General features: G+C 66.6%; 20 protein-coding genes and 1 riboswitch. Of the genes, 10 read left to right on the top strand and 10 right to left on the bottom strand.

The window, feature by feature from the left end; genetic code table 11:
• The first annotated feature begins 59 nt into the window (after positions 1-59).
• The 3 genes from JLDANKMP_RS05985 (at position 60) to JLDANKMP_RS05975 (ending at position 5,043) form a co-directional block, all read left to right on the top strand.
• Positions 60-812 (top strand): phosphatase PAP2 family protein, encoded by a 753-nt coding sequence (locus tag JLDANKMP_RS05985; protein ID WP_012480985.1) that lies wholly within the window; start codon positions 60-62, stop codon positions 810-812.
• Positions 809-2,458, top strand: a complete 1,650-nt coding sequence (locus tag JLDANKMP_RS05980) for a phosphoethanolamine--lipid A transferase (RefSeq protein WP_212560729.1) — start codon at positions 809-811, stop codon at positions 2,456-2,458. The genes JLDANKMP_RS05985 and JLDANKMP_RS05980 overlap by 4 nt, the downstream gene beginning before the upstream one ends.
• 620 nt (positions 2,459-3,078) lie before the next feature.
• Positions 3,079-5,043, top strand: coding sequence for a M2 family metallopeptidase (locus JLDANKMP_RS05975; protein WP_061201490.1), 1,965 nt, complete (start codon positions 3,079-3,081; stop codon positions 5,041-5,043).
• A gap of 463 nt (positions 5,044-5,506) precedes the next feature.
• On the opposite strand, the gene JLDANKMP_RS05970 is transcribed toward JLDANKMP_RS05975, so the two are convergent.
• The 3 genes from JLDANKMP_RS05970 to JLDANKMP_RS05960 form a co-directional block, all read right to left on the bottom strand.
• On the bottom strand, positions 5,507-5,899 hold the full coding sequence (locus JLDANKMP_RS05970) for a hypothetical protein (protein WP_005410623.1): 393 nt from the start codon (positions 5,897-5,899) through the stop codon (positions 5,507-5,509).
• A 68-nt stretch (positions 5,900-5,967) separates the two neighbouring features.
• On the bottom strand, positions 5,968-6,864 hold the full coding sequence (locus JLDANKMP_RS05965; RefSeq protein WP_212560728.1) for a siderophore-interacting protein: 897 nt from the start codon (positions 6,862-6,864) through the stop codon (positions 5,968-5,970).
• A 140-nt stretch (positions 6,865-7,004) separates the two neighbouring features.
• A complete protein-coding gene (locus JLDANKMP_RS05960) occupies positions 7,005-8,231 on the bottom strand; it encodes a multidrug effflux MFS transporter (RefSeq protein ID WP_032966071.1) in 1,227 nt (408 codons plus the stop codon).
• Between the two features lie 299 nt (positions 8,232-8,530).
• Positions 8,531-8,633, top strand: a riboswitch (glycine riboswitch).
• 62 nt (positions 8,634-8,695) lie between these two features.
• On the opposite strand from JLDANKMP_RS05960, the gene gcvP reads away from it, so the two are divergent.
• Positions 8,696-11,563 carry an aminomethyl-transferring glycine dehydrogenase gene (gcvP, locus tag JLDANKMP_RS05955; RefSeq protein WP_212560727.1) on the top strand — a complete coding sequence of 956 codons (2,868 nt, stop codon included), beginning with the start codon at positions 8,696-8,698 and terminating at the stop codon, positions 11,561-11,563.
• 93 nt (positions 11,564-11,656) lie between these two features.
• On the opposite strand, the gene JLDANKMP_RS05950 is transcribed toward gcvP, so the two are convergent.
• The 3 genes from JLDANKMP_RS05950 to JLDANKMP_RS05940 all read right to left on the bottom strand — a co-directional run bounded on the left by JLDANKMP_RS05950 (position 11,657) and on the right by JLDANKMP_RS05940 (position 14,343).
• Entirely contained in the window at positions 11,657-12,067 is a 411-nt protein-coding gene (locus JLDANKMP_RS05950) for a VOC family protein (protein ID WP_005410627.1), read from the bottom strand.
• A 103-nt stretch (positions 12,068-12,170) separates the two neighbouring features.
• Entirely contained in the window at positions 12,171-13,538 is a 1,368-nt protein-coding gene (locus JLDANKMP_RS05945; protein WP_005410628.1) for an amino acid permease, read from the bottom strand.
• An 82-nt stretch (positions 13,539-13,620) separates the two neighbouring features.
• Entirely contained in the window at positions 13,621-14,343 is a 723-nt protein-coding gene (locus JLDANKMP_RS05940; protein WP_005410629.1) for an AraC family transcriptional regulator, read from the bottom strand.
• Positions 14,344-14,457: 114 nt separating this feature from the next.
• Between JLDANKMP_RS05940 and JLDANKMP_RS05935 the strand changes: the two genes are divergently transcribed.
• Together JLDANKMP_RS05935 and JLDANKMP_RS05930 are read left to right on the top strand one after the other, a co-directional pair.
• Positions 14,458-16,548: a catalase gene (locus JLDANKMP_RS05935; protein ID WP_005414177.1), complete on the top strand. Its 2,091-nt coding sequence runs from the start codon at positions 14,458-14,460 to the stop codon at positions 16,546-16,548.
• Positions 16,549-16,570: 22 nt separating this feature from the next.
• Positions 16,571-17,062, top strand: coding sequence for a hypothetical protein (locus tag JLDANKMP_RS05930; protein ID WP_005414176.1), 492 nt, complete (start codon positions 16,571-16,573; stop codon positions 17,060-17,062).
• A 9-nt stretch (positions 17,063-17,071) separates the two neighbouring features.
• On the opposite strand, the gene JLDANKMP_RS05925 is transcribed toward JLDANKMP_RS05930, so the two are convergent.
• Positions 17,072-17,812, bottom strand: a complete 741-nt coding sequence (locus JLDANKMP_RS05925) for an alpha/beta hydrolase (RefSeq protein WP_212560726.1) — start codon at positions 17,810-17,812, stop codon at positions 17,072-17,074.
• A gap of 140 nt (positions 17,813-17,952) precedes the next feature.
• Between JLDANKMP_RS05925 and JLDANKMP_RS05920 the strand changes: the two genes are divergently transcribed.
• The gene (locus JLDANKMP_RS05920; protein ID WP_171968980.1) at positions 17,953-18,492 is read left to right on the top strand and encodes a hypothetical protein; all 540 of its coding nucleotides are present in this window, start codon (positions 17,953-17,955) and stop codon (positions 18,490-18,492) included.
• Between the two features lie 14 nt (positions 18,493-18,506).
• Positions 18,507-18,797, top strand: a complete 291-nt coding sequence (locus tag JLDANKMP_RS05915; RefSeq protein WP_005410634.1) for a hypothetical protein — start codon at positions 18,507-18,509, stop codon at positions 18,795-18,797.
• A gap of 90 nt (positions 18,798-18,887) precedes the next feature.
• Here the strand turns inward: JLDANKMP_RS05915 and JLDANKMP_RS05910 are convergent, their stop codons facing one another.
• Entirely contained in the window at positions 18,888-21,014 is a 2,127-nt protein-coding gene (locus JLDANKMP_RS05910) for a methyl-accepting chemotaxis protein (RefSeq protein ID WP_212560725.1), read from the bottom strand.
• Between the two features lie 232 nt (positions 21,015-21,246).
• Here JLDANKMP_RS05910 and JLDANKMP_RS05905 point away from each other — a divergent pair, with 232 nt between their 5' ends.
• Positions 21,247-22,209, top strand: coding sequence for a L,D-transpeptidase family protein (locus tag JLDANKMP_RS05905; RefSeq protein WP_111687559.1), 963 nt, complete (start codon positions 21,247-21,249; stop codon positions 22,207-22,209).
• Between the two features lie 4 nt (positions 22,210-22,213).
• Positions 22,214-22,891: a M23 family metallopeptidase gene (locus tag JLDANKMP_RS05900; RefSeq protein WP_212560724.1), complete on the top strand. Its 678-nt coding sequence runs from the start codon at positions 22,214-22,216 to the stop codon at positions 22,889-22,891.
• On the opposite strand, the gene JLDANKMP_RS05895 is transcribed toward JLDANKMP_RS05900, so the two are convergent.
• The gene (locus JLDANKMP_RS05895) at positions 22,827-23,489 is read right to left on the bottom strand and encodes a hypothetical protein (protein WP_005410638.1); all 663 of its coding nucleotides are present in this window, start codon (positions 23,487-23,489) and stop codon (positions 22,827-22,829) included. The two genes, JLDANKMP_RS05900 and JLDANKMP_RS05895, sit on opposite strands and share 65 nt — an antisense overlap.
• 117 nt (positions 23,490-23,606) lie before the next feature.
• Positions 23,607-24,899, bottom strand: coding sequence for an adenylosuccinate synthase (locus JLDANKMP_RS05890; protein ID WP_005410639.1), 1,293 nt, complete (start codon positions 24,897-24,899; stop codon positions 23,607-23,609).
• Positions 24,900-25,266: the final 367 nt, after the last annotated feature.

Genomic DNA, 25,266 nt, shown 5'->3' with positions numbered 1-25,266 from the left:
CTTCTCCGACATCCAGGTGACGAGCATGACTGCGGATTCCCGAACCGCCCCTTCCCAGCATGCCCGTCCGTCCCCTTGATTCGGTAGCGCCGCTTGCGACATCACCACTGGCGTCTCGATTTGCCGTAACTCACCTCTGGCTGCCTGTCGCAATTGGTCTGCCGTTGTTTACGCTGCTGATGGGCTTCGGCGGCGATCAATGGGTGGCCGATCACCTGTTCCGTCTTGAAGGCAGCCACTGGGCGCTGCAGGACGCCTGGATCACCCGCAGCGTCGTGCACAAGGCCGGCAAATGGTTGAGCACGGCGGCGGCGCTGGTCGTGATCCTGCTGTGCTTCCACCACTGGCGAAAGGGTCGCGATCGCACCCTGCAATGGGCGCTGCTTTATGTCGTAATTGCCATGGCACTGGGCACCGGCGTGATCTCCCTGCTGAAGTCGCTGGTGCCGATGGAATGCCCGTGGGACCTGCTGCGCTACGGTGGCCACCAGCCTTTCATCGGTCTGTTCACCCTGCGCCCGGAAGGCATGCCGGCACAGGCCTGCTTCCCGGCAGGCCACGCCAGCGCAGGCTATGCGTGGCTCTGCCTGTACTTCTTCGCGTTGCTGTGGCGGCCGTCCTGGCGCTGGACCGGGCTCTGGATCGGCCTCGGCACCGGCCTGGTGTTCGGGATCAGCCAGCAGTTGCGGGGCGCCCATTTCCTTTCGCATGACATTGCCACCGCGTTGATATGTTGGCTGCTTTCGTTGGGCCTGTATGTTCTGATCCACCGTCAGCTGGACCGTCCCCACCGCCAGGAGGCAAACGCATGAGTGCATCGGTCCAACGCCCCGCCCGCCTCCCCGCCCTTGCGGGTCTTCGCAACTGGCGGCCGCAGCTCTCCACGGAAGCACTGATCGCGCTGACCAGCCTGTTCTTCGCGGTGGCCGGCAACGGCCTGTTCTGGCACAGCGCGATGGCGAGCCATCCGGGCAGCCTGCGTTACGCGCTTTCGCTGCTGCTGTTGCTGCTGGGTGCGCACGGCGTGCTGCTGGGCATCCTGGTCTGGCGCTGGAATGCCAAAGTGGTAATCAGCCTGTTGCTGCTGGTGACGGCGTTCGCTGCGCACTACATGAGCCGCTACCACATCTATCTGGATGCGGACATGCTGCGCAACGTGCTGGCGACCGACCCCAAGGAGAGCCGCGAGCTGATGACCGTATCGCTGCTGTGGCCGGTGCTGCTGCTGGCCGTGCTGCCGATGGTGGTGCTGTGGCGCGTGCAGCTGCGCCGACGCAGTTGGGGCCGCAGCCTGCTGTGGCGACTCGGCTTCCTGGTCGTGGCGGCGGCGACCGCAGTTGGCGGTGCGCTGATCTCGTTCCAGGATGTCTCGGCGCTGATGCGCAACCAGCGCGAAGTACGCTATCTCGCCACCCCGGCCAACGTGCTGCTCGGTATGCCGCGCGCGCTGCGTGGCGACAACCCGGTGCAGCGCGCGCCGAAGCTGCCGATCGGCACCGACGCCAAGGCCACGCCACGCGCCCCGGCCAGCAAGCCGCGCCTGCTGGTGATCGTCATGGGCGAAACCGTGCGCGCGCAGAACTGGGGGCTCAACGGTGGCCGCAACACCACCCCGGAGTTGGCCCAGGCACCGGTGATCAACTTCCCCGACATGCACTCCTGCGGCACCAGCACCGAAGTATCGCTGCCGTGCCTGTTCTCGCCGTGGGGACGCCACGACTACGATGAAAAGAAGATCCGCGCACACCAGTCGCTGCTGCACGTGCTGAACCGCGCCGGCATCGCGCCGTTGTGGCGTGACAACCAGTCCGGCTGCAAGGGCGTCTGCGAAGGGCTGGAGTTCCAGTCGCTGTCCGATGCGACCACGCCGGGACTGTGCGCCGATGGCCGCTGCATGGACGAGATCCTGCTGCAGGACCTGGCCACCCAGGTGCGTGCCAAGCCCGGTGACCGCGTGGTGGTGCTGCACCAGCTGGGCAACCACGGCCCGGCCTACTTCGAGCGTTACCCGGCAGCCTTCGCGCGCTTCAAGCCAACCTGCGACACCCGTGACATCGGCCGTTGCTCTCGCGAAGAGATCACCAACAGCTATGACAACGCGGTGTTGTACACCGATCATTTCCTGAGCAAGACCATCGGCACCCTGCAGGGCATGCAGGATTACGACACGGCGATGATCTACCTGTCCGATCATGGTGAATCGCTGGGCGAGAAGGGCCTGTTCCTGCATGGCGTGCCGTATGCGATCGCTCCGGCCGAGCAGACCCGCGTACCGATGACGATGTGGTTCTCGCCGGGCTTCGCCAGCAGCCGTGGGTTGGACCTGCAGTGCGTGCGCAAGCGTTCGGCGGCCTATACCGACCACGACAACCTGTTCCCGTCGGTGCTGGGCCTGATGCAGGTGAAGACCTCGCTGTACGAGCGCGATCGCGACCTGTTCGCCAACTGCGAAGGTTGAGGGTTGTTCGGCAGGGCTTGCAGCCCTGCACCCGCAGTAGTGCCGGCCGCTGGCCGGCAGCCTCGACAGCAACAGCAGAAGCGGGTTTCCTGAGGCATGGCGGGGTGGGTCCGGTGGCGGGAGACGCCGTAAACCCATCCATGGGGGCTTGGCCGCGGCATCCATGCCGCGGACACTCCCGCCACCGGACCCACCCCGCCTTCGACAGTTTTCCGCGATCTGTTGGAACGACGCATTGCCCTGGTGGGTGTCGACCTTGGTCGACACAGTAGATCCACGCCATGCGTGGATGACTCATTCGATATCTGACAGATGTGTCGACCAAGGTCGACACCTACCGACAGCACATGGAATCTGTCGGAGGTGGGGCGGTGTCGGAGTGCGGGGTGTCAGCCGCATGGATGCGGCTGCCAAGCCTACAAGGACGTACTTGCGGCGTCCCCGCACTCCGACACCGCCCCGCCAAACCACGGACAGTCCGCTGTTGCTGTTGCTTCGGCCTTTGCCGTTGCTTGAAGGCCTCTGCGGGTGCCGGGCGCCGCCCGGCCGACTTCCGCCACTTGCGGTGGCAGCGACGGCCCACTAGCCTTCGGCCGTCGTTCACCACCCAAGGACCGCCCGTGAAACACCGTCATCTCCTGCTGGCCTCGGCAATCGCCGCCGCCACGCTGGCCCTGGCCGCCTGCAAAAAGGAAGCTGCCCCAGGCACCGATACCGCCAGCAGCAGCGCCCCGGCCGGCGAAACCGCCGACCAGTTCGTGGCCCGCATCAATGCCGAATTCAAGGCCGCCTACCCGGAGATGACCTCGGCGCAGTGGCTGTCTTCCACCTACATCAACAGTGATTCCGAACGCATCGCGGCCAAGGCCAACGAGCGTTCGCTGACCCAGCTCAACAGCTGGATCGAGCAGGCCGCCAAGTTCGACGGCAAGCCGATGAGCGAGGACAGCAAGCGCGCGATCCACCTGCTGAAACTGATGTCCTCGATGCCGGCACCGCGCGATCCGGCCAAGCTGGCCGAGCTGACCCAGATCGCCACCCGCATGGAAGGCAGCTACGGCGCTGGCAAGTACTGCACCGACGCCAACGATCCGAACTCCTGCCGCCAGCTGGGCGAACTGGAACAGGTACTGGCGCGCAGCCGCGACTACGACAAGCAGCTTGACGCCTGGCAGGGCTGGCACAGCACCACCAAGAGCATGCGCGGCGACTACCAGAAGTTCGTCGGCCTGGTGAACGAAGGCGCCAAGGGCATGGGCTTCACCGATGCCGGCCAGATGTGGCGCAGCGGCTATGACATGCCGCCGGAGCAGATCGGCCCGGAAACCGACCGCCTGTGGGAACAGGTCAAGCCGATGTACGAGCAGCTGCACTGCTACGCGCGCGGCAAGCTGGACAAGACCTATGGCAAGGACAAGGCCGAAGTTGGCAATGGCCTGATCGCCGCGCACCTGCTGGGCAACATGTGGCAGCAGGACTGGTCGAACCTGTGGGACCAGCTGGAACCGTACCCGGGCGCCGGCAGCCTGGACATCACCGCGGCGCTGGAAAAGCAGTACCAGACCAACCTGAGCGCGGCGCTGGCCAAGGCCGGCAAGGATGCCAACGTGGCCGCGCAGTACAAGGCGCAGCGCGAGGCCGAACTGCGTACCGCCAAGCAGATGACCGAGCGCGCGCAGGACTTCTACGTGTCGCTGGGCATGCCGTCGCTGCCGCAGTCCTACTGGGAAAAAACCCAGTTCATCAAGCCTGACGACCGCGACGTGGTCTGCCACGCCAGCGCCTGGGACATGAACATGGAAGGCGACGTGCGCACCAAGATGTGCATCAAGCCGAACGAAGAGAACTTCACCACCATCTACCACGAGCTGGGCCACATCTATTACGACCTGGCCTACAACCCGCTGCCGCCGCTGTTCCAGGGCGGTGCCAACGATGGCTTCCATGAAGCGATCGGCGACACCATCGTGCTGGCGATGACGCCCAAGTACCTCAGCTCGATCGGCCTGGTCGATGCGCCGACCGAAAGCCGCGAGGCGGTCATCAACAACCAGATGCGCATGGCGCTGTCAGGCGTGTCGTTCCTGCCGTTCGGGCTGATGATCGACCGCTGGCGCTGGGGCGTGTTCGATGGCTCGATCACTGCCGACAACTACAACAAGGCGTGGTGGGACCTGAAGGCCAAGTACCAGGGCGTGGCGCCGGCCAGCACCCGTGGCGAAGAGTTCTTCGATCCGGGCGCGAAGTACCACGTGCCGGGCAACACTCCGTACACCCGCTACTTCCTGGCGCGCATCCTGCAGTTCCAGTTCTACAAGGGCCTGTGCGACGCGTCCGGCTACAAGGGCCCGCTGCATGAGTGCACCTTCTACGGCAACAAGGAAGCCGGCCAGAAGTACTGGGCGATGCTGAGCAAGGGTGCCAGCCAGCCGTGGCAGGCCACGCTGAAGGAGCTGACCGGTACCGACAAGCTCGATGCCGGCCCGATGATCGAGTACTTCACCCCGGTCAACGAGTGGCTGAAGCAGCAGAACGAAGGCCAGATGTGCGGCTGGCAGGCCAACGCGGCCCCGACGGCGAAATGAAAAAAGGGGCGGGTCCGAAAGGATCCGCCCCTTTCCGGTAGTGCCGGCCGCTGGCCGGCAACTACGCGATGAAGACCCAAAGGGCAGTCGGCCAGCGGCCGGCTCTACTGAAACGGCAGTCAAAGGCCAGATGTGCGGCTGGCAGGCCAACGCGGCTCCGGCGGCGAAATAAAAAAAGGGGCGGATCCGCGAGGATCCGCCCCTTTCCGGTAGTGCCGGCCGCTGGCCGGCAACTGCACGGTGGAAATCCATCTGGCAGCCGGCCAGCGGCCGGCTCTACCGAAACAGCAGTCAAAGGCCAGATGTGCGGCTGGCAGGCCAACGCGGCCCCGGCGGCGAAATGAAAAAAGGGGCGGATCCGAAAGGATCCACCCCTTTCCGGTAGTGCCGGCCGCTGGCCGGCAACTGCACGGTGGAAATCCATCTGGCAGTCGGCCAGCGGCCGGCTCTACCGCAACAGCGATCAGCTGTTCTTCTTCGCGGCCATCGCTGCGGCCAGCTCGGCCTTGAATTCCTCGAAGGTCTGGCCCTTCTCCCTGGCTTCGGCCTGTGCGGCATCGCGCAGCGCGTCGGAGTACATCAGGCGCACCGGCGTACCGTTGCGCTCGTGCAGTTCACCGGCCTGCATGATCAGCGCCAGCACCTGCGCAGCGCTCTCGCTGTGGCCCGCGATGCGGCCGTCCATGCCCAGCACCCATTCGCCGTCGCGGCGCACGACACCGGCCAGCAGGGTGCGCTGTGCATCGCGCAGTTCCGCATGCGGCTCCACCGGCGAGGCCTGCGCGGCGGCCTTGTTGGCGGCCTGCTTTTCCTGGCGACGGCGCTGGTCGCGGCGGGTCTTGGAGCTGGTGGACATGGTGCGGTACCGCTGCGAAGGGGGGCGCAAGGATAGCGCACCCCGCCCGCAGCACCGCTTCACACCCCTCAGTCCAGCACTTTGCCGTGCCGCCAGTAGCCCATGAAGGTGATCGCGCGGCGGTCCAGCCCGCAGTCGCGCACCAGATGGCGACGGATCGCCATCACCGCCCCCGCCTCGCCCGCCACCCAGGCGTACAGCGGCCCGGCCACCCGGGTATCGGCCTGCTCCCAGAGGATCTGCGTATCGACGTCGATCTCCTCCAGCGCATCGCAGGCAGTCACGCCCGAGGTCGCTGCCAACCGCGCCTGGACCGCCTGCAGCAACCGCTGTCCGTAGGCGGCCTGCCCGCGCGGCAGCCAGACCAGCTCGGCGCTGGAGGGCGCCTTCAGGTGCACCGCATCACCGGCCTGCGCCACCTCCAGCAGCGCCAGCGTGCGCGGTGGGTCGACCATGGCCGCCAGTTCCTCGAGGATGCCGGCCACCGCAGGCAACGCGGTTTCATCGGCCACCAGCAGCACCTGGCCGACACCGGCCGGTGGCTTCCACTCCCAGCCCTCGCTGCTCTCGGCACAGTCGGCGTCCGGGGCCAGCAGCACCACGCGGTCGCCTGGGCGGGCGTGCATGGCCCAGCGCGAGGCGGGGCCGGTTTCGCCATGGATGACGAAATCGACGTCGACCTCGCCCTGCTCCGCGCGCAACTGGCGGATGGTGTAGGTACGCATCGGCGGGCGCTTGTCGTCCGGCAGGGCCCGGTAGCGAGGGTACCAGTCTTCACCGCTGGGGACCTGCGGCACCTCCTGGCCGGGCAAGGGGAAGAACACCTTGATGCGCTGGTCAGGGCCTTCGGTCTTCATCCGCGCCACGTCGGCACCGGTGAACACCATGCGGTCCAGGGAAGGGGAAAGAACGCGGCGCTCCTTCAGCGCCACCTCGAACAGGCGGTAGGTCTGCTGCGCAGCCATGGGGAACCTCATGCAACGACATCGGATTGGCTGGCTGTCGTGCATCCACGCACCGGCTGGCTGGAGTGCCCAGCCTAGTCCGGTCGTTCCTCTTCGCAAGCGTTGCGGGCAAAGCGGCCGGCCCTACCCCTGCGCGCTGCTCAATGGCCCGTGCAGGCCGCCTGTGCCGCGCGTTCACGCTGGTGTTCCCAGTACCAGAACACGAAGCCGGCGGCGAAGAACGCGGCCTGCCCCAGCGCCAGGTGCAGCGGGCTGGCACTGAGCAGCGGCGACACCACGCCGGCCACCACCGTGCTGATCATCAGCTGCACGAAGGCCTGGAGCGACGAGGCCAGGCCGCGCTGGTGCGGGTACATGTCCAGCACCGCCAGCGCCAGGATCGGGAAGATCAATGCCATGCCCATGCCGCCCAGGAAGATCGGCAGCACCGCCCACGGCAGCACGAACTGCGGCGACAGCGCCACGTAGCCGACATTCAGCAGCACCGACAGCGCACACAGGCCGAAACCAATGGACACCTGGCGGGTGGGCGTGGTGTGCCCGGCCATGCGCCCGGACAGGAACGAGCCGGTGGTCATGCCGCCGATGGTGGGGATGAACAGCCAGGCAAAACCACCCTCGCCCAGATGCAGGTGCTGCATCACGAACACCGGCGCCGAGGAGATGTACAGGAAAATGCCGCCGAAACCGATGCTGCCGGCCAGCGCCAGACGCAGGAACCGCGGGTTGAAACCGATGCGCACGTAATCACGCAGCAGCACGCGCGGCGACAACGGCACCCGTGCCTCCACCGGATGGGTTTCCGGCAGGTAGCGTGCGGTGGCCGCCAGCAGGAGCAGCGCAAACACCACCAGGAACCAGAAAATCAGTGGCCAGCCGGCGCCACTGAGCAGGATCCAGCCGCCAATGATCGGTGCGATGGCCGGAGCGATGCCGAACAGCATCGATACCTGGCTCATCAGGCGCTGCGCGTCGTGTCCGTGGTACAGGTCGCGGATCACCGCGCGGCCGACGATCATGCCAACGCCCGCTGACAGGCCCTGCAGCGCGCGGAACGCCAGCAGCGTGGTCAGGTCGGTGGACAGCGCGCAGCCGACCGAAGCGCCGACGAACACCACCAGGCCACCGAGGATCACCCGCTTGCGGCCCCAGGCATCGGACAGCGGGCCGTGCGCCAGGCTCATCAGACCGTAGAACAGCAGGTACACACTGATGGTCTGCTGCACCGCCACTTCGTCCACCGCCAGGCGCTGGGCCAGCTGCGGGAACGCCGGGAAGATGGTGTCGATCGAGAACGGACCGAACATGGCCAGGCCGGCGAGCAGCAGGGCCATGCGGCGGGTGGAGGGAGCAACAGCGGCGGTCATGGGAAAGGCGTCCGGCAGGGCCATGCGCGGCACGCACGGCGGGCGCCGGTCCCCTGCAGCAGGGACGGCGCCAGATGAATTCGGGTATCCGCCCATCATAGGTGGGGATTGCGCCTGATGCCATGCAGCAGTGCACAAAACGCACGGACGGGCCATCGGCCATTCAGGCGCGGCCTCCAGGACCGAAGGCGGCCGCCGCGCCCGCAACGGGCTATAATCGGTGGGCAACACGGTGGGAGAAGCGGAACACCGCTGCCGAAGGCGCAACGCCCGTAATCGCTCAGGCCCGATACCACCCGTAACACAACTCTGGAGAGACCGGTTCGATCCGGCGCCGAAGGGGCACGAAGCTGCGGTCCGCCGCGCTTTTAAACTCTCAGGCAAAAGGACAGAGGGGCGCCCCGCAGACCGCCGACCGGCGGCTTGTGCCCGTGCGTGTGCCCTTTCCTGACGGATCCTTCGCCATGTCCCAGAACACCCCTTCCCTGCGTGAGCTCGAGCACCACAATGCGTTCGTCGAGCGCCACATCGGCCCCAACGACGCCGAGATCGCGCAGATGCTCGACGTCGTCGGCCACGCGTCGCTGGATGCGATGACCGACGCCATCGTGCCGGCCAAGATCAAGTCGCCGGCACCGCTGGCACTGCCGGAGTCGATGACCGAAGTGCAGGCACTGGCGAAGATCCGTGCGATCGCCGACAAGAACACCGTGCTGCGCAGCTTCATCGGCCAGGGTTACTACGGTACCCACACGCCGAACGTGATCCTGCGCAACATCCTGGAAAACCCGGCGTGGTACACCGCCTACACCCCGTACCAGGCGGAAATCTCGCAGGGCCGCATGGAAGCGCTGATCAACTTCCAGACCCTGTGCGCCGACCTGACCGGCATGGAAATCGCCAACGCCTCGCTGCTGGACGAAGCCACCGCCGCCGCCGAAGCGATGACCCTGGCCAAGCGTTCGGCCAAGTCGAAGTCGGACACCTTCTTCGTGCACGACGCCGTGCACCCGCAGACCCTCGAACTGCTGCGTACCCGCGCCGAGCCCATGGGCATCGTGCTGCGCGTCGGCACCCCGGCCGAAGCACTGGAAGCGGAAGCGTTCGGCCTGCTGCTGCAGTATCCGGACACCTTCGGCCAGGTCGGCGACTACAAGGCGCTGGTCGATGCCGTGCACGCACGCGGCGGCCTGGTGGCCGTGGCCACCGACCTGCTGGCCCTGACCCTGCTGGCTGCCCCGGGCGAATGGGGCGCGGACATCGTGGTCGGCAACAGCCAGCGTTTCGGCGTGCCGTTCGGGTTCGGTGGCCCGCACGCCGCCTTCATGGCCTGCCGTGACGCCTACAAGCGCTCGATGCCGGGCCGCCTGATCGGCGTTTCGATCGATGCCCAGGGCAACCCGGCCTACCGCCTGACCCTGCAGACCCGCGAACAGCACATCCGCCGCGAGAAGGCCACCTCCAACATCTGTACCGCGCAGGTGCTGCTGGCGGTGATGGCCTCGATGTACGCCGTTTACCACGGCCCGGAAGGCCTGACCCGCATTGCCCGCCGCACGCACCGCCTGGCCTCGATCCTGGCCGCAGCGCTGCGCAATGCCGGCGTGCAGGTCGGTGGCGACTTCTTCGACACCCTGCACGTCACCGGCGTGCATGCCGATGAAATCCATGCCAAGGCACGCGCCGCCGGTTACAACCTGCGCGCGATCGACAGCGACTCGGTCGGCATCAGCCTGGACGAGACCACCACCCGCGCCGACATCGTCGCCGTGGCTGCGGTGTTCGGTGCCTCGCTGGACGTCGACGCGCTGGATGCCAGCACCGCCGACGCGCTGCCGACCGGCCTGCTGCGCCAGTCCGCGTTCCTGACCCACCCGGTGTTCAACACCCACCACAGCGAGCACGAGCTGCTGCGCTACCTGCGTTCGCTGGCCGACAAGGACCTGGCGATGGACCGCACGATGATCCCGCTGGGTTCGTGCACCATGAAGCTCAACGCCACCGCCGAGATGATCCCGGTGACCTGGCCGGAGTTCTCGCAGATCCACCCGCTGGTGCCGGCCGACCAGGCGCTGGGCTACAAGGAACTGATCGACACGCTGGAAGCGATGCTGGTCGAATGCACCGGCTACGACGCGGTCAGCCTGCAGCCGAACTCCGGCGCACAGGGCGAGTACGCCGGCCTGCTGGCGATCCGCGCCTACCACCGCTCGCGCGGCGAAGGCCACCGCGACATCTGCCTGATCCCGGATTCGGCGCACGGCACCAACCCGGCCTCGGCGCAGATGTGCGGCATGAAGGTGGTGGTCACCAAGACCGATGCCAACGGCAATGTCGATGTGGAAGACATCCGCCTCAACGCCGAGAAGTACAGCGACCGCCTGGCCGCGATCATGATGACCTACCCGTCCACGCACGGCGTGTTCGAGGAAGAGGTGGTCGAGATCTGCGAGATCATCCACCAGCACGGCGGCCAGGTGTACACCGACGGCGCCAACATGAACGCCTTGGTCGGCGTGGCCAAGCCCGGCAAGTGGGGTTCGGACGTTTCGCACCTGAACCTGCACAAGACCTTCTGCATCCCGCACGGCGGCGGCGGCCCGGGCGTCGGCCCGTGCGCGGTCAAGGAACACCTGGCCCCGTTCCTGCCGGGCAAGCTGGGTGACAACGGCCCGGTCGGCATGGTCAGCGCCGCCAGCTTCGGCAGCGCCTCGATCCTGCCGATCAGCTGGATGTACATCGCGATGATGGGCCGCGAAGGCCTGCGCAAGGCCACCCAGGTCGCGCAGCTCAACGCCAACTACATCGCCAAGCGCCTGGCCCCGCACTTCAAGACCCTGTACACCGGCCGCAACGGCCTGGTGGCACACGAGTGCATCCTCGACGTACGCCCGCTGGAGAAGACCAGCGGCATCGGCGCCGAGGACGTCGCCAAGCGCCTGATCGACTTCGGCTTCCACGCCCCGACCCTGAGCTTCCCGGTGGCCGGCACGCTGATGGTCGAACCGACCGAGAGCGAATCGCTGCACGAGCTGGACCGCTTCATCGACGCGATGATCCAGATCCGCGAGGAGATCACCGCGATCGAAGACGGCCGCCTGGACCGCGAGGACAACCCGCTGAAGAACGCGCCGCACACCGCCACCGCGGTGACCGCCAGCGAGTGGACCCACGCCTACCCGCGCGAACTGGCTGCCTTCCCGCTGGCCAGCCTGAAGCAGAGCAAGTACTGGCCGCCGGTGGCGCGCGTCGACAACGTGTACGGCGACAAGAACGTGATGTGCGCCTGCATCCCGGTCGATGCCTACAAGGATGATGAAGTCGAGGCTTGATTTCTCGCGGCATCGGTAAAGAGAACGGCCCGCGCAAGCGGGCCGTTTTCATGAGGGCGGGTGGACCAGGGTCCACATCCACGGTAATCCCGATCACGGGTCCGGCATCTGCCCCAGGCTCAACTGCCACGACACACCGAAGCGATCCTGCACCCAGCCGTAGCGGTTGCTGAAGTCATAGTCGCCCACCGGCATCAGCCAGTGGCCGCCCTCGCCCAGCACGCGCGCGGCGCGCTCGAACTGCTCGGCGCCGGAGCACTCGACGAACAGCGAGATCGACGGGCTGAAGGTGAAATCGTGCACGTCCAGGCTGTCAAAGCACAGGTAGTGGGTGCCACCGAGCAGGAAGATGGCCTGTCGGACCTGCCCGGGCACGCCGGCACCGGCGCCGTCCGGATGGCGCTGCATTGCCAGCAGGCGGAAATCGGCGAAGGCCTCGGCGTACAGGGCCAGGGCGGCCTCGGCCTGGCCGGTGAACATCAGGAAGGGGCGACTGCGCAGCATGCGGTACTCCCGGTCGACGGGCCGATGACGGCCCACACGATCAGGATGGCACGGCGGATGTGCAGCCCCCGTGGTAGTGCCGGCCGCTGGCCGGCAGCTTCAGTCACGCCTCGCGCATGCGCCGCGCGATGGCGCTGCCGGCGGCGATCGTGGCGGTCAGCGCCACCATCGACAGGAACTGCAGGCGGGTGTGCGACTCGCTCAGCAGCAGGCCGAAGATCAGCGCCAGGATCGCCAGCGCGCAGCAGGTCAGCCACGGGAAGCCCGCCATGCGGAACGGCAGCCGGGTACCCAGGCGATCCGCGCGGCGGCGCAACACCAGTTGTGAGACCAGCGACAGCGTCCACACCAGCAGGCAGGTCGAACCGACGATGTTCAGCAGCACCGGCAGCACCCGGTCCGGGAACAGCAGTTCCATCACCGTGGCGGCGAAACCGAACAGCACGCTGGCCAGCACGGCAATCACCGGCACCTGGCGCGGATCGGTCCAGCCCAGCACGGCCGGGGCTTCGCGGCGCTGCGCCAGTGAATACATCATGCGCGAGGCGCCGTAGAGGTTGGCATTGAGTGCCGACAGCAGCGCGATCACCGCGATCAGGGTGATGGCGGTGCCGGCGCCCGGAATACGGGCAATGTCCAGCACGGCGGCGAACGGCGACTTCAACGCTTCGCTGGTCCACGGCACGACGGCGATGATCACGCTCAGCGAGCCGATGTAGAACACCAGGATGCGCCACGCCACGGTGCGGATGGCACGGGCGATGCTGCGCTCCGGATCCTCGGTCTCCGCCGCCGCAACGGCCACGATCTCGGTGCCACCGAAGGCAAAAACGACAACCAGCAGTGCAGCGCCAATACCGGCCAGGCCCTTCGGCGCGAAGCCACCATGCTCGGTGAAGTTGCTCAGGCCCGGCGAGGTCACCTGCGGCAGCCAGCCCATCAGCAGCGCCACGCCGATGGCGATGAAGGCCAGGATCGCCGCCACCTTGAGGATGGCGAACCAGAATTCGAACTCGCCGAAGTTCTTCACCCCGAGCAGGTTGATCGCGGTGAAGAACAGCATGAAGGCCAGCGCCGCCATCGGTACAGGTACTGCTGGCCAGACCGTGGCCAGCAGACCGGCCGCTCCCACCGCCTCGGCGGCGATCACGATCACCAGCTGCACCCACCACAACCAGCCGACGGTGGCACCGGCGGTGGCGCCCATGGCATCGGCGGCATAGACCGAGAACGCGCCGCTGGTCGGTTTGGCCGCCGCCATTTCGCCCAGAGCGTTCATCACGATGATCACCAGCGCGCCGGCGACCAGATACGACACCAGGACCGCCGGACCGGCCGCCTGCACACCCACGCCCGAGCCGAGGAACAGGCCGGCGCCGATGGCGCTGCCCAGGCCCATCATGATCAGCTGGCGGGGCTTGAGCGAATGTCCGAGGCGGGACGGCGAAGCGGTCGGAATCGAGTTGGGCATCGGCAGGGCTGGCGGCGGGCTACAGGGGCGACACCTTACCCTGTCCCATGCCCGCGGGGATAGGCACAGCGCAGCAGGCGGCTCAGGCCAATGCCGGCTCTCCGACACTGCCACCAATACGGGCGCGGTAGGCACGCGGCGAGAAACCGGTTTCAGCCTTGAACTTGCGGGTAAAGGCGCTCTGGTCGCTGAAACCGCAGGCCTGGCCGATGCTGGCGATGCTCTCGTCACCGTGCAGCAGGTGCATGGCCATCTGGATCCGCAGCCGGGTCAGCACCTGCTGCGGGGTCATCTGGAACACCTTGCGGAAGCTGCGCTCCAGCTTGGACAGCGAAAAGCCGGTGATGTCCAGCAGGGTCTGCATGCGCACGTTCTCGGCGTAGTGCGCGTTGAGGTGCGCCAGCGCCAGCCGCAGCTGCTCGTACTGGGTACCCAGACTGTCCTTCTGGCCAAGGTCGCGGGAAATGCCGATCAGGCCCTCGATGGCCCCATCGACCACCAGCGGACGCTTGCAGGTCAGGCACCAGCCCGGTTCGCGGTTGGCGAACAGGTGCAGCTCCATCAGGTTCTCGATCACCTCACCGGCCAGCACGCGGGCGTCCTGGTCCACGTAGTCGGCGCTCAGCCCGGTCGGGTAGATCTCCGCCGCGGTACGCCCGATCACGTCCTTGCGGGCGCGCAGGCCCAGCCGCCGCAGCATGGTCTGGTTGACGTGGGTGTAACGCCCCTGAAGGTCCTTGATGAAGAACAGCACATCCGGGATGGCGTCGAACAGGGCTTCGATGTCGGCGGGCTCGACTCGCATGGAGCAAGCATACCCGAGCCTGCTTTTGCCTGTACGTTCACCTTTGCCGGACCTCGGTTTAACGGGCCCGGTTCCAGTGTCGTGGTTCTCTTTGAGCATCCGGAGCCAACGTCAATGGCCGCCAGCAAGCCGACCGGCAAGCGCGCAACCACCCACGCCGAGAACCACCACCGCGGCAACGGCGATGAACTGCACCAGCAGGCCGGGGGCAGTCATCCGGCGATGACCACCGATCAGGGCATCCCGGTGGCAGACAACCAGAACTCCCTGCGGCAGGGACCTCGGGGGCCTACACTGCTGGAGGACTTCATCCTGCGCGAGAAGATCACCCACTTCGACCATGAGCGCATTCCCGAGCGCATCGTGCACGCCCGCGGCAGCGCTGCGCATGGCTACTTCGAGTTGACCCGATCACTGAAGGCGCATACCCGCGCGCGCATCCTGACCGAGGTTGGCGTGAAGACACCCGTGTTCACCCGCTTCTCGACCGTGGCCGGTGGCGCAGGTTCGGTGGACACCCCGCGCGACGTGCGCGGCTTCGCGGTGAAGTTCTATACCAGGGAGGGCAACTGGGACCTGGTCGGCAACAACATCCCGGTGTTCTTCATCCAGGACGCCATGAAATTTCCGGACCTGGTGCACGCGGTGAAGATGGAACCGGACCGTGCCTTCCCGCAGGCCGCGTCGGCCCATGACACGTTCTGGGACTTCATTTCGCTGATGCCCGAATCGATGCACATGATCATGTGGGCGATGAGCGACCGCGCCATACCGCGTTCGCTGCGGATGATCGAAGGCTTCGGTGTGCACAGCTTCCGCCTGCTGAACGAGGCCGGCGAGTCAACGTTCGTCAAGTTCCACTGGCGGCCCAAGCTGGGTATCCAGTCCACGGTCTGGGACGAAGCATTGAAACTGCAATCGGCCGACAATGACTTCCATCGCCGCGACCTGTTCGAGGCCATCCAGCGCGGCGACTTCCCGGAATGGGAACTGGCGGTGCAGTTGTTCACCGAAGAAGACGCCGACGCATTCCCGTTCGATCATCTGGACCCGACCAAGATCATTCCCGAATCGCTGGTGCCGTTGCAGGTCATCGGGCGCATGGTGCTGGACCGCTGGCCGGACAACTTCTTCGCCGAGACCGAGCAGGTGGCTTTCTGCCCGGCCAACGTGCCACCGGGCATCGACTTCAGCAACGACCCGCTGCTGCAGGGGCGCCTGTTCTCCTACCTGGACACCCAGCTGCTGCGCCTGGGCGGCCCGAACTTCCACCAGATCCCGGTGAATGCGCCCAAGTGCCCGTTTGCCAATCATCAGCGCGACGGCCACATGCAGATGCAGGTTCCCAAGGGCCGGGTGGCCTACGATCCCAGTTCGCTGCAGGAGGACACCCCGCGCGAGACGCCTGCCGGATTCCGCAGCCATGCCAGCGCCGACGATGGCCGCAAGGGTCGCACCCGCGCGGAGAGTTTCGCCGACCACTACAGCCAGGCCCGAATGTTCTTCCGCAGCCTCGAAAAGCCGGAGCAGGCCCACCTGGCATCGGCGCTGGTGTTCGAGTTGTCCAAGGTGGAAACGCTGAAGGTGCGGGTACGCACCGTCAGTCACCTGCGCAACATCGATGACTCACTGGCGCAGCGCGTGGCCGATGGTCTGGCGTTGCCTGCACTGCCCGACCCGGCGCCGACCGCTACTCCAGTGCGGGACATGCCCCCCGCCCCCGAGGTGCGCGTGATTGGGCGCAACAAGCCTACCCTGCAGGGTCGCTGCATCGGCATCCTGTTCGATGAGGGTTCTGATGCCCGGATCATTGCCAGCCTGAGCAAGGCAGCCAGGAAAGCAGGTGCGGATGTGAAGCTGGTCGCCCCCAGAGTGGGTGGCGCCACGCTCAGCGATGGCGCGCTGCAGGCGGCGGATGGGCAACTGGCGGGCACCCCGTCGGCCGTGTTCGATGCAGTAGCCGTGGTGCTCAGCCCGGAAGCGGCGAAGGCCTTGTCGAAAGAGAGTGCAGCCATCGAATTCGTCAGCCAGGCGTGGGCGCACCTGAAGGCCATCGCCAGCGATGCGGGCGGCCAGACGCTGCTGAAGGCGGCAAGGGTCGGCAACGACGCCGGCATCGTCGAAGCGGAAGACGCCAAGGCATTCCTGGCGGCGGCCGCCACCCGCCAGTGGGCGCGCGAACCCAAGCTGCGCCTGCTGGCCTGACTACAACAACAGGAGAACTGTCATGCCCCGTGGTGACAAATCCGCATACTCCGATAAACAGAAGCGCCAGGCCGAGCACATCGAGGAAAGCGAGCGCGAGCGCGGTGCCAGCGAAGGCACCGCCGAGCGCATTGCCTGGGCGACCGTGAACAAGCAGGATGGTGGTGGCAAGCGTAGCGGCAGCGCGCGCAAGGGTACGAAGAAGGCGACCAGCAAGAAGGCTGCCAAGAAGGCGCCTGCCAGGAAGTCGGGCACAAAGAAGGCCACGACCAAGGCGACGGCGGCGAAGAACGCACCTGCGAAGAAGACGACAGCCAGGAAGGCGGCGGCAAAGAAGGCACCGGCTCGCAAGACAGCCACAAAGAAAACCGCAAAGAAGACAGCGACCAAGAAGGCCGGTACAGCCGCCTCGCGCAGTGCTGCAGCGAAGAAGGCGGCGAAGACACGTGCGGCGAAGAAGACCGTGCGCAAGGTGGCGGCGAAGAAGGCCGCGCGTACCCGCGCGCGCGGCTGAGTCCTTCGATCAGGGCGACAGCGTCCTCATCCACGCGGCAACTTCGGCTGCGGCTGCGTCAGCGCGTGCCTGCAGCAGCAGATGCGGCCCTTCCAGCGAAACATGCCGGGCATCCGGCAAAAGGGCCTGCAGTTCTGCCACGCTGGGCGGCCACAGCAGGCGGTCATGGCACGCGTGCAGGCACAGCGTCGGCACGTCGATTGCCGGCAGCAATGCGCGTACGTCGACGCGCAGGGTCGCTGCGGCGCGTCGCCGCAGTGTGGCCGCCGGAATCCGGGCCAGCGCATCGCGCAGCATCGACAGGTGCTCGCGGGTGCGCCACCGCCCCAGCAGAAGGCGCGCCAGCAACGCCACGGGAGGCAGAGGCCAGGCCGGCGTCAGCAGGGCTGCGCTGGCTGCCGGCAATGGCACCGGCCGACACGCAAAGGTCGCGGCAAGCACCAGTCCGCGCAGCCCGGCGGGCTGCCGCGTGGCCAGTTCAACCGCCAACGGGCCCGAGAAGGACTCGGCAAGCAGGATGAAGGGATGGCCGGGCAGCTGCGACCACAGCCGTTGGGCCAGCGTGGCGTGATCCTGCCCTCCCTGCGCAGGCAGCGTAATCGCCTGCGTCGTCAGCCCATGAGCCTGGAGTGCTGACAGAAACGGGATCGACAGCCTGCCGGAGCCATCCAGCCCGGGCAGCATCAGCACGTGCTGCGGCGTGGGTGATGCTGAATCACAGCCCGGCTTTTCCTCGCTCCCGATTCCCATGTCACCTCCTTTGCTGGCAAGCATCGCCCACATCGGCAGGCAGCGGAACCTCTGCTCCGGCTCTCCTGCTGCTTTGCCGGTCAAGGTTGAGCGATACTGCCCGCTCTGCCGCGGGACGCGGCTGCCAAGGAGAGCCTCTGATGCGATGGACCTACGCGCTGGCCATGATGGCCATGATGCTGCCACTGAACAGTTCCGCCAACGATGGCTGGATAAACGGGGCAGGCAAGGCGATGCCGGAGACCGATGCCATGAAATCCAGCGGTGGCTTTGCGGCATCGCTGCTGGTCACCTCCGATGCCGACTGGCAGGCCAAGTGGGAGACCCCGCCAGAGACCACTCCCGGTTTTACCCAGGCCGACGAAGTCCACCCGGGCGGTGAATTGTTCCTGCTGACATTCCTGTCCAACCCGCAACTGGATGAGAACCGCGTACCCAAGGTGCACTGCGATCTGCGCATGCTGCGCCCGGACGGCAGTACCAGCATCGACGAACGCGATGTTCCCTGTTTCACCGCTGCCCTGCCCGGCCCGCCAACCCTGTTGTACATGACCAACCTGCACCTGAAGTTCGTGGCCGAGGCCAGTGATCCGAAAGGCACGTGGACTGCGCAGGTGGTGGTCAGGGATCTGCTGCGGAATGTGAGCCTGCCTCTGCAGGCTCACTTCGACGTCCGTTGAACGGAGGCATGCGGATGAAGATGCGGCGATTACTGAGCTGGACCGGTCTTGCGCTTTGCGTGGTCTACCTGCTGTTGACCGCATGGCTGGTTCACGGCGCGCAGTCGGATGCGGACCCGAAGGGGGCCTATATCCTGATGTCGCTCCCCATCACCCTGCAGTCTGCTGCACTCGATGCCATCGGCGCAGGCAGCCTGCTGTACGGCAAACCCTGGTCGACCGCGTATGCAGTACTGGTTCCGCCAACACTGCTGTTGCTGTACGCAGCCGGCTGGCTGATCGAACGCGCCGCGCGCGGCCGCTAGCCAGCGGCACCGACCGGTTGCGTGCATGCGGTGCCCTGCATGCGGGGCATCGCGATGCAGGGCGTCATCCAACATCCAGTCGCAGGTTGCTTACGCCGCCTGCGCAGGCACGATGGGCAGGCGCGCGCCCTGCTCCACTTTGAACACCGCCACCGACGTGGTCAGCGCATGCGCCTGTTCCTCCAGCGCGCGGCTGGCGGCAGTGGCTTCTTCCACCAGCGCAGCGTTCTGCTGGGTCACCTGGTCCATCTGCACCACCACCTGGTTGACCTGCTCGATACCGGCGGCCTGTTCCTTGCTGGCCGCTGCGATGTCGCTCATCAGCTGCGTGGTGCGCGAGCTGGCCTGGGCCACGCGGGCGATCGCGGCTTCCGATTCAACGGTCACCGCCAAGCCGCTCTTCACCTTGGCAGCGGCGTCTTCGATCAGCTCCTTGATTTCCTTGGCGGCGACACCGGCACGCTGCGCGAGCGTGCGTACCTCGCTGGCGACCACGGCAAAACCACGGCCCTGCTCACCTGCACGCGCGGCTTCAACCGCAGCATTCAGCGCCAGGATGTTGGTCTGGAACGCGATGCCGTCGATCACGGTGGAGATTTCCGAGATGCGTGCCGAGGACTGATCGATCTCACCCATCACCGACGCCATCTGCGCCATCGCCTGCTCGGTTTCGCGTACGGCGGCACCGGCGGCATGCGCCTCACTGTCGGCCTGACGAGCGAGCTCGGCATTCTGGCGCACAGTCGAGGTCAGTTCCTCCATCGATGCGGCGGCTTCTTCCAGGTTGGCGGCCTGCTGCTCGGTGCGGCGCGACAGGTCGTTGTTGCCGGCGGCCAGTTCCTGCGCCGCGTTGTTGATGCTGTCGGCGGCCACCTGGATGCCACGCACGATGCCGGTCAGCTGCGCGGTGGTGGTGTTGGCGTCGTCACGCATGCGGGCGAATACACCGTCGTACTCGCCGTCCATGCGTGCAGTCAGGTCGCCGTGCGAGATCGCGCGTAGCACGTCGGAAACGTCGGCGATGCTGGCCTGCGAACTGGCCATCATGCCGTTGAGGTGCTCGACCATCGCCTTGAACTGGAACTGGAACGCAGCGGCATCGCCACGCATGCTGAAATCACCGGCGCGCGCGGCCCGGGCCAGTTCATCGATCTGCGCGTTGATCGCCATCAGGCTCTGCTTCACTGCGGCCAGAGTGCGGGTCAGCGTACCCTTCTCGCCCGGGTAGTCCGGCAGGTCGCGGCTGAGGTCACCGATGGCGTAACGCTGCATCACTTCGGCCATCAGCAGTTCCACCTGCACGTGCGATTCGACCAGGCTGTTGGTGGCCTGCACCATGCGGCCGAAATCGCCGGGGAAGGCGCTGGCGTCCATGCGGTAGCGGATCGCACCCGCCTCGTGCTGTTCGGCCATCTGCAGCTGTGCGCCGATCGCCGCCTGCACGCTCTGGCGCACGCTGGCCATCGCCTCGCCCAACTGGGTCAGTTCGTCACGGCCGCCGAGGCGGAACTCCTGGTCCAGCTGGCCCTTGGACAGGCGTTCCGCCAGGTTCACCGCGCGGGCCAACGGGCCGGTCAGGCTGCGCCCGATCATCACCGAGGCACCGATGCCCACCAGCAGCGCGACGCCGCCCAGCACCAGCAACTGCAGCAGGCTACGCTCGCCCAGGCGGATTGCCTCGGCAGCAGCCTCACGGCTTTCCTTCTCCTCGAAGTCCACGCCATCGGACAGCGCCTTGTTCCAGCCGTTGGCGGCTTCCTGCACCGGGCCCAGGGTCAGCGCCACGGCGCCCGGGTAGTCGCCCTGCTCCATCAGTTCGCTGGTCTGCTTGTTGAGCGGACGCGCGATGGCACGCTTGGCGGCGATGGTTTCGGCAATGGCCTTGCCCTCGGCGTCGCTGGGCAGCGCCTGGTAGGCGGTCCAACTGGCCTCATAGCGCTTGACCAGATCGGCGATGCGCTGCTCATCATGGCCACGGTCATCGCCCTGGCGGATCAGCATCTCGCGGCGAACGACCATCATCTGGTTGTTGGCATCGAGCATCTGCGAGAGCAGACGCACCTTGGCCACGCTGACATCGACCACCTGCTGCATCGCGCGCTTCTGCACGACACTGGCGGTGGCGCCGGTGGCCACCACGGCCGCAACCAACAGCAGCAACAGGCCAAAGCCCAGCCCAAGACGCCAGGCAACCCTGACATTCCTCAAGTAGTTCATCGGTACATCCAAAACGGGGGGATGTGGCGTTATCGGCGGCCCGCCAGGCAATCTTGATCGCCGACCGCCAACGGCGTGGGGCACCATTCACCTTGGTGAGCCCTTGGCCGGCGGCACCCGCGCGGGGACGGTGGCGCAACGACCCGACTGCTCATGCAGACGTCAGATCTCTTTCACGGCGGCTCGGCGCGGCCTGCAGGCAAGGTGGTGGCGTCATCTGCTGGAGTTCCCAATGCCATTACCCGTGTACCGATCCACCCTGCTCGCTCTCTCGCTGCTGGCATCGCCGGCGTTCGCGCAGGCACCGCCGCCTGGACTGCCCGCCCCCATTGCCGAGAAGGCCGGACCGGACACCGCAGCACGTTCCGCCCTGCATGCCCAGGTGCTGCTGGATCGCGCGAATTTCTCGCCCGGCCAGATCGACGGTGAAGTAGGCAGCAACCAACGGCGCGCGGTGTCGGGTTTCCAGGCGGCGCACGGCCTGGCCGTCACCGGTGAACTGGACGACGCGACCTGGCAGGCCCTGCAGGCTGATACGGTCCCCCCCCTGGCCAGCTACACGCTGACCAGCGAGGATGTCGCCGGGCCGTTCCAGGCGGTGCCGAAGGGCCCCGCCGCACAGGCCAAACTGAAATCGCTGGGCTTCAACAACGTCGAAGAGTCGCTGGGCGAACGCTTCCACGCATCCCCTGAGCTGTTGAAGCTGCTCAATCCGGGCGTGGATCTGAGCAAGGCGGGCAACCGCATCCAGGTGCCCAATGTCGCACCATCGCCGCTACCGAAGGCGGCCAAGGTGGTCGTCGACAAGTCCGATTCCAGCCTGCAGTTGCTGGATGCGCAGGGCAAGGTGATCGCTCAGGTGCCGGTTTCCTCCGGCAGCCAGCATGATCCGCTGCCGATTGGCGAATGGAAGATCCTGGGCGTGTATCGCGACCCGCCGTTCCACTACAACCCCAAGCTGTTCTGGGATGCGCGCAAGGGCGAAAAGAAGGCGACACTGCCGCCGGGCCCGAACAATCCAGTCGGCCGGGTCTGGATCGACCTGTCCAAGCCACACTACGGCCTGCATGGCACGCCCGAGCCCGGCCATGTCGGCAAGACCGAGTCACATGGTTGCGTGCGCATGACCAACTGGGATGCGCTGCGCGTGGCCGATGCGGTGGATACCTCCGTCCCTGTGGTGATGCAGGAGTGAGCCGATGCGTCTTTCGCAGCTGATCGTGCTGGGTGTTCTGCTGGGACTGGGGGCCGGCTGGTGGCTGCGCCGCGATGCAGGCGAGCCGGTAGCCGCCTCGCTGCCGGAAGCACAACCGGCAGCAGCTGTGGCGCCGGCCAAGGGATCCGTAGCGCCGCTCGGCACGGCCCCTGCCCCCGCCGCCACCGTACCGTCAGCCGCGCGGACTGCGGATGCGCCGTCGGGTCTGCTGCTGCCGGTACAGGGCGTCCTGGCCTCCCAGCTGCGCGACACGTTCACCGATGCGCGCAGCGAAGGCCGCGTGCACGATGCCATCGACATCATGGCCGATGCCGGTACGCCGGTGCTGGCAGTGGCCGATGGCACGGTGGAAAAACTGTTCGACAGCGAGCGCGGTGGCCTGACGATCTACCAGTTCGAGCCCAGCGGACGCTGGTGCTACTACTACGCGCACCTGCAGCGCTATGCCGATGGCCTGACCGAAAAGCAGGTGATCAGGCGCGGGGAGGTGATCGGTTATGTGGGCAGTACCGGCAACGCCAGCGCTGAGGCCCCGCACCTGCATTTCGAGGTGCACGTGCTGGGACCGGAGAAACAGTGGTGGAAGGGCGAATCGATCAATCCGTACCCACTGCTGAATCCGCCTGCTTCGAAGCCCGGTGCTGCCAGCGCCGCAAAGTGAACGTGAACACCGCCAAGGCAGCTCCTGGAATCAACAGGAGCAGTGCCGCCACTTTCCAGAAGAAGAACGGCCACAACCAGACATAATCCAGGTCAGTCAGCTTCAACAGGTCCAGTGGCGGCTGCAGCTCGACGGTGGCCGCGCGATCGGCCAGCGCCGGGTCCACCTCCAGCACGGTTACCCGGACCCATGAGCGGCCGCGTGGCAATGCGTCGCCACGGCCATAGCCGAAGTAGGACGCCATGAGGCCGCTGGACTCAACCGAAGCCAGCCCACGATTGATACCCTGCCCGGCCACTCCCGAACGCTCCCCTGCGCGGAAGTCTCCATGATCGGTCGGAGTTTCGATGCGCAGCAGCACCTCGGGGTCAGCGTCCGTACCGTCCGCGGCATAGCGCAGGCGCAGCCGCAGTTGATCATCGATGAGGCGGTAGACGGTGATCTGGGCGGTTGCGCCAGGGCTCAGCACCAACGGCACCGTCTGCGTGCGCGAAGCCAGGGTATTGGCGGCCGCGCCCAGCACCAGTACCAGGCAGGCGATGCCCCACAGGCTCCACAACACCCACAGGGTGATCCGCACGACCGTTTCGCCCTTCACGCTGACATCCTGGTCATCGCTTTGCTTCCTCGCCGACCCCGCTGACACAGTAACGAAAAAGCCCCGCTTGCGCGGGGCTTTTCCTGTCACCTACGCCGGGCAGCGCCCGGCGTTACCTCAGGCAAACGGATCCTGCAGAACCATGGTGTGGTCGCGGTCCGGGCCGGTGGAGACGATGCTGATCGGGCAGCCGGCCAGCTCTTCCAGCGAACGCAGGTAGGCGCGCGCAGCCGGCGGCAGGTCGTCCCAGTTGGTGATGCCGTGGGTGTTCTCGCTCCAGCCCGGGAACTCCAGGTACACCGGCGTGCACTCTTCCCAGCCCTGCGCGTCCAGCGGCGCGTACTCGGTGCGCTTGCCGTTGTATTCGTAGGCGATGCAGACCTTCAGCTTTTCCATGCCGTCCAGCACGTCCAGCTTGGTGATGCACAGGCCGCTGATGCCGTTGATGGCCACGGCACGCTTCAGCGCGACGATGTCCATCCAGCCGCAACGACGCGGACGGCCGGTCGACGCACCGTACTCGGCGCCGCGGTCACGGATGCCCTGGCCGACTTCGTCGTCCAGCTCGGTCGGGAACGGGCCACCGCCGACGCGGGTGGCGTAGGCCTTGGCGATGCCCAGCACGTAGTCGATCGAATCGGCGCCGACGCCGGAACCGGCCAGCGCGCCACCGACGGTGGTGTTGGAGCTGGTGACGTACGGGTAGGTGCCGTGGTCGATGTCCAGCAGCGCGCCCTGCGCGCCTTCGAACAGCACGCGCTTACCCTGCTTGCGCAGGTCGTGCAGGATGCCGGCCACGTCGGACTTCATCGGCTGCACGTATTCGCCGAAGGCCAGCGCTTCGTCGAAGGTCTTCTGGAAGTCGACCGCATCGGTGTTCAGATACTTGGTCAGCACGAAGTTGTGGTAATCCAGCGCGGTGCGCAGCAGCTCTTCCAGCTGCTTCGGGTAATGCAGGTCGGCGATGCGGATGCCGCGACGCGCCACCTTGTCTTCGTAGGCCGGGCCGATGCCACGACCGGTGGTGCCGATCGCCTTGCCACCGGCAGCGCGCTCGCGCGCCTGGTCCAGGGCGATGTGGTACGGCATGATCAGCGGCGCGGCCGGGGAGATCTTCAGGCGCGACCGCACTTCCACGCCGGAGGCTTCCAGCTCGGCGATTTCCTTCTGCAGCGCGGCCGGCGAGATCACCACGCCGTTGCCGATCAGGCACAGCGCGTCGTCACGCAGGATGCCCGACGGGATCAGGTGCAGGACGGTCTTCTTGCCGTTGATGACCAGGGTGTGGCCGGCGTTGTGGCCGCCCTGGAAGCGCACGACGGCGCCGATTTCCTCAGTGAGCAGATCGACGATCTTGCCCTTGCCTTCATCGCCCCACTGGGCACCCAACACTACGACAGACTGACCCATGACGGGCTCCTCGATTTGTTGCGGCCATCGGGGCCGCGGACGGGTAAACCGTGGCGGGGCTGGCCAGCACCTGCAAGGCGGCTCCAAACGGGGAGCGGCCGGCGATGGAAGGCCCAGACACGGAAAAAGCCGGACGGGGAGGCCCGTCCGGCTTTTGTGCATTATCCGGGTTTCCGGGGTCGGGTGCCACCTTTCCGACGGGTGGCTTTACCGGCCGGTCAGCCGCCCCGCCCGGTCGTGCCGGCCGCCGGCCGGCAACGCCAACCAAGGTTGGCGTCTACCAGAGCCTGGCCACGCATGTGAACGCAGGCGGTAGTGCCGGCCGCTGGCCGGCAATCCCGGGTTGCCGGCCAGCGGCCGGCACTAC

Source organism: Stenotrophomonas sp. PE591 (assembly GCF_018320795.1).
GTDB lineage: Bacteria > Pseudomonadota > Gammaproteobacteria > Xanthomonadales > Xanthomonadaceae > Stenotrophomonas > Stenotrophomonas maltophilia.
The sequence above is the reverse complement of the archived record's forward strand: the minus strand, read 5'-3'. Positions and strand labels throughout refer to the sequence as shown.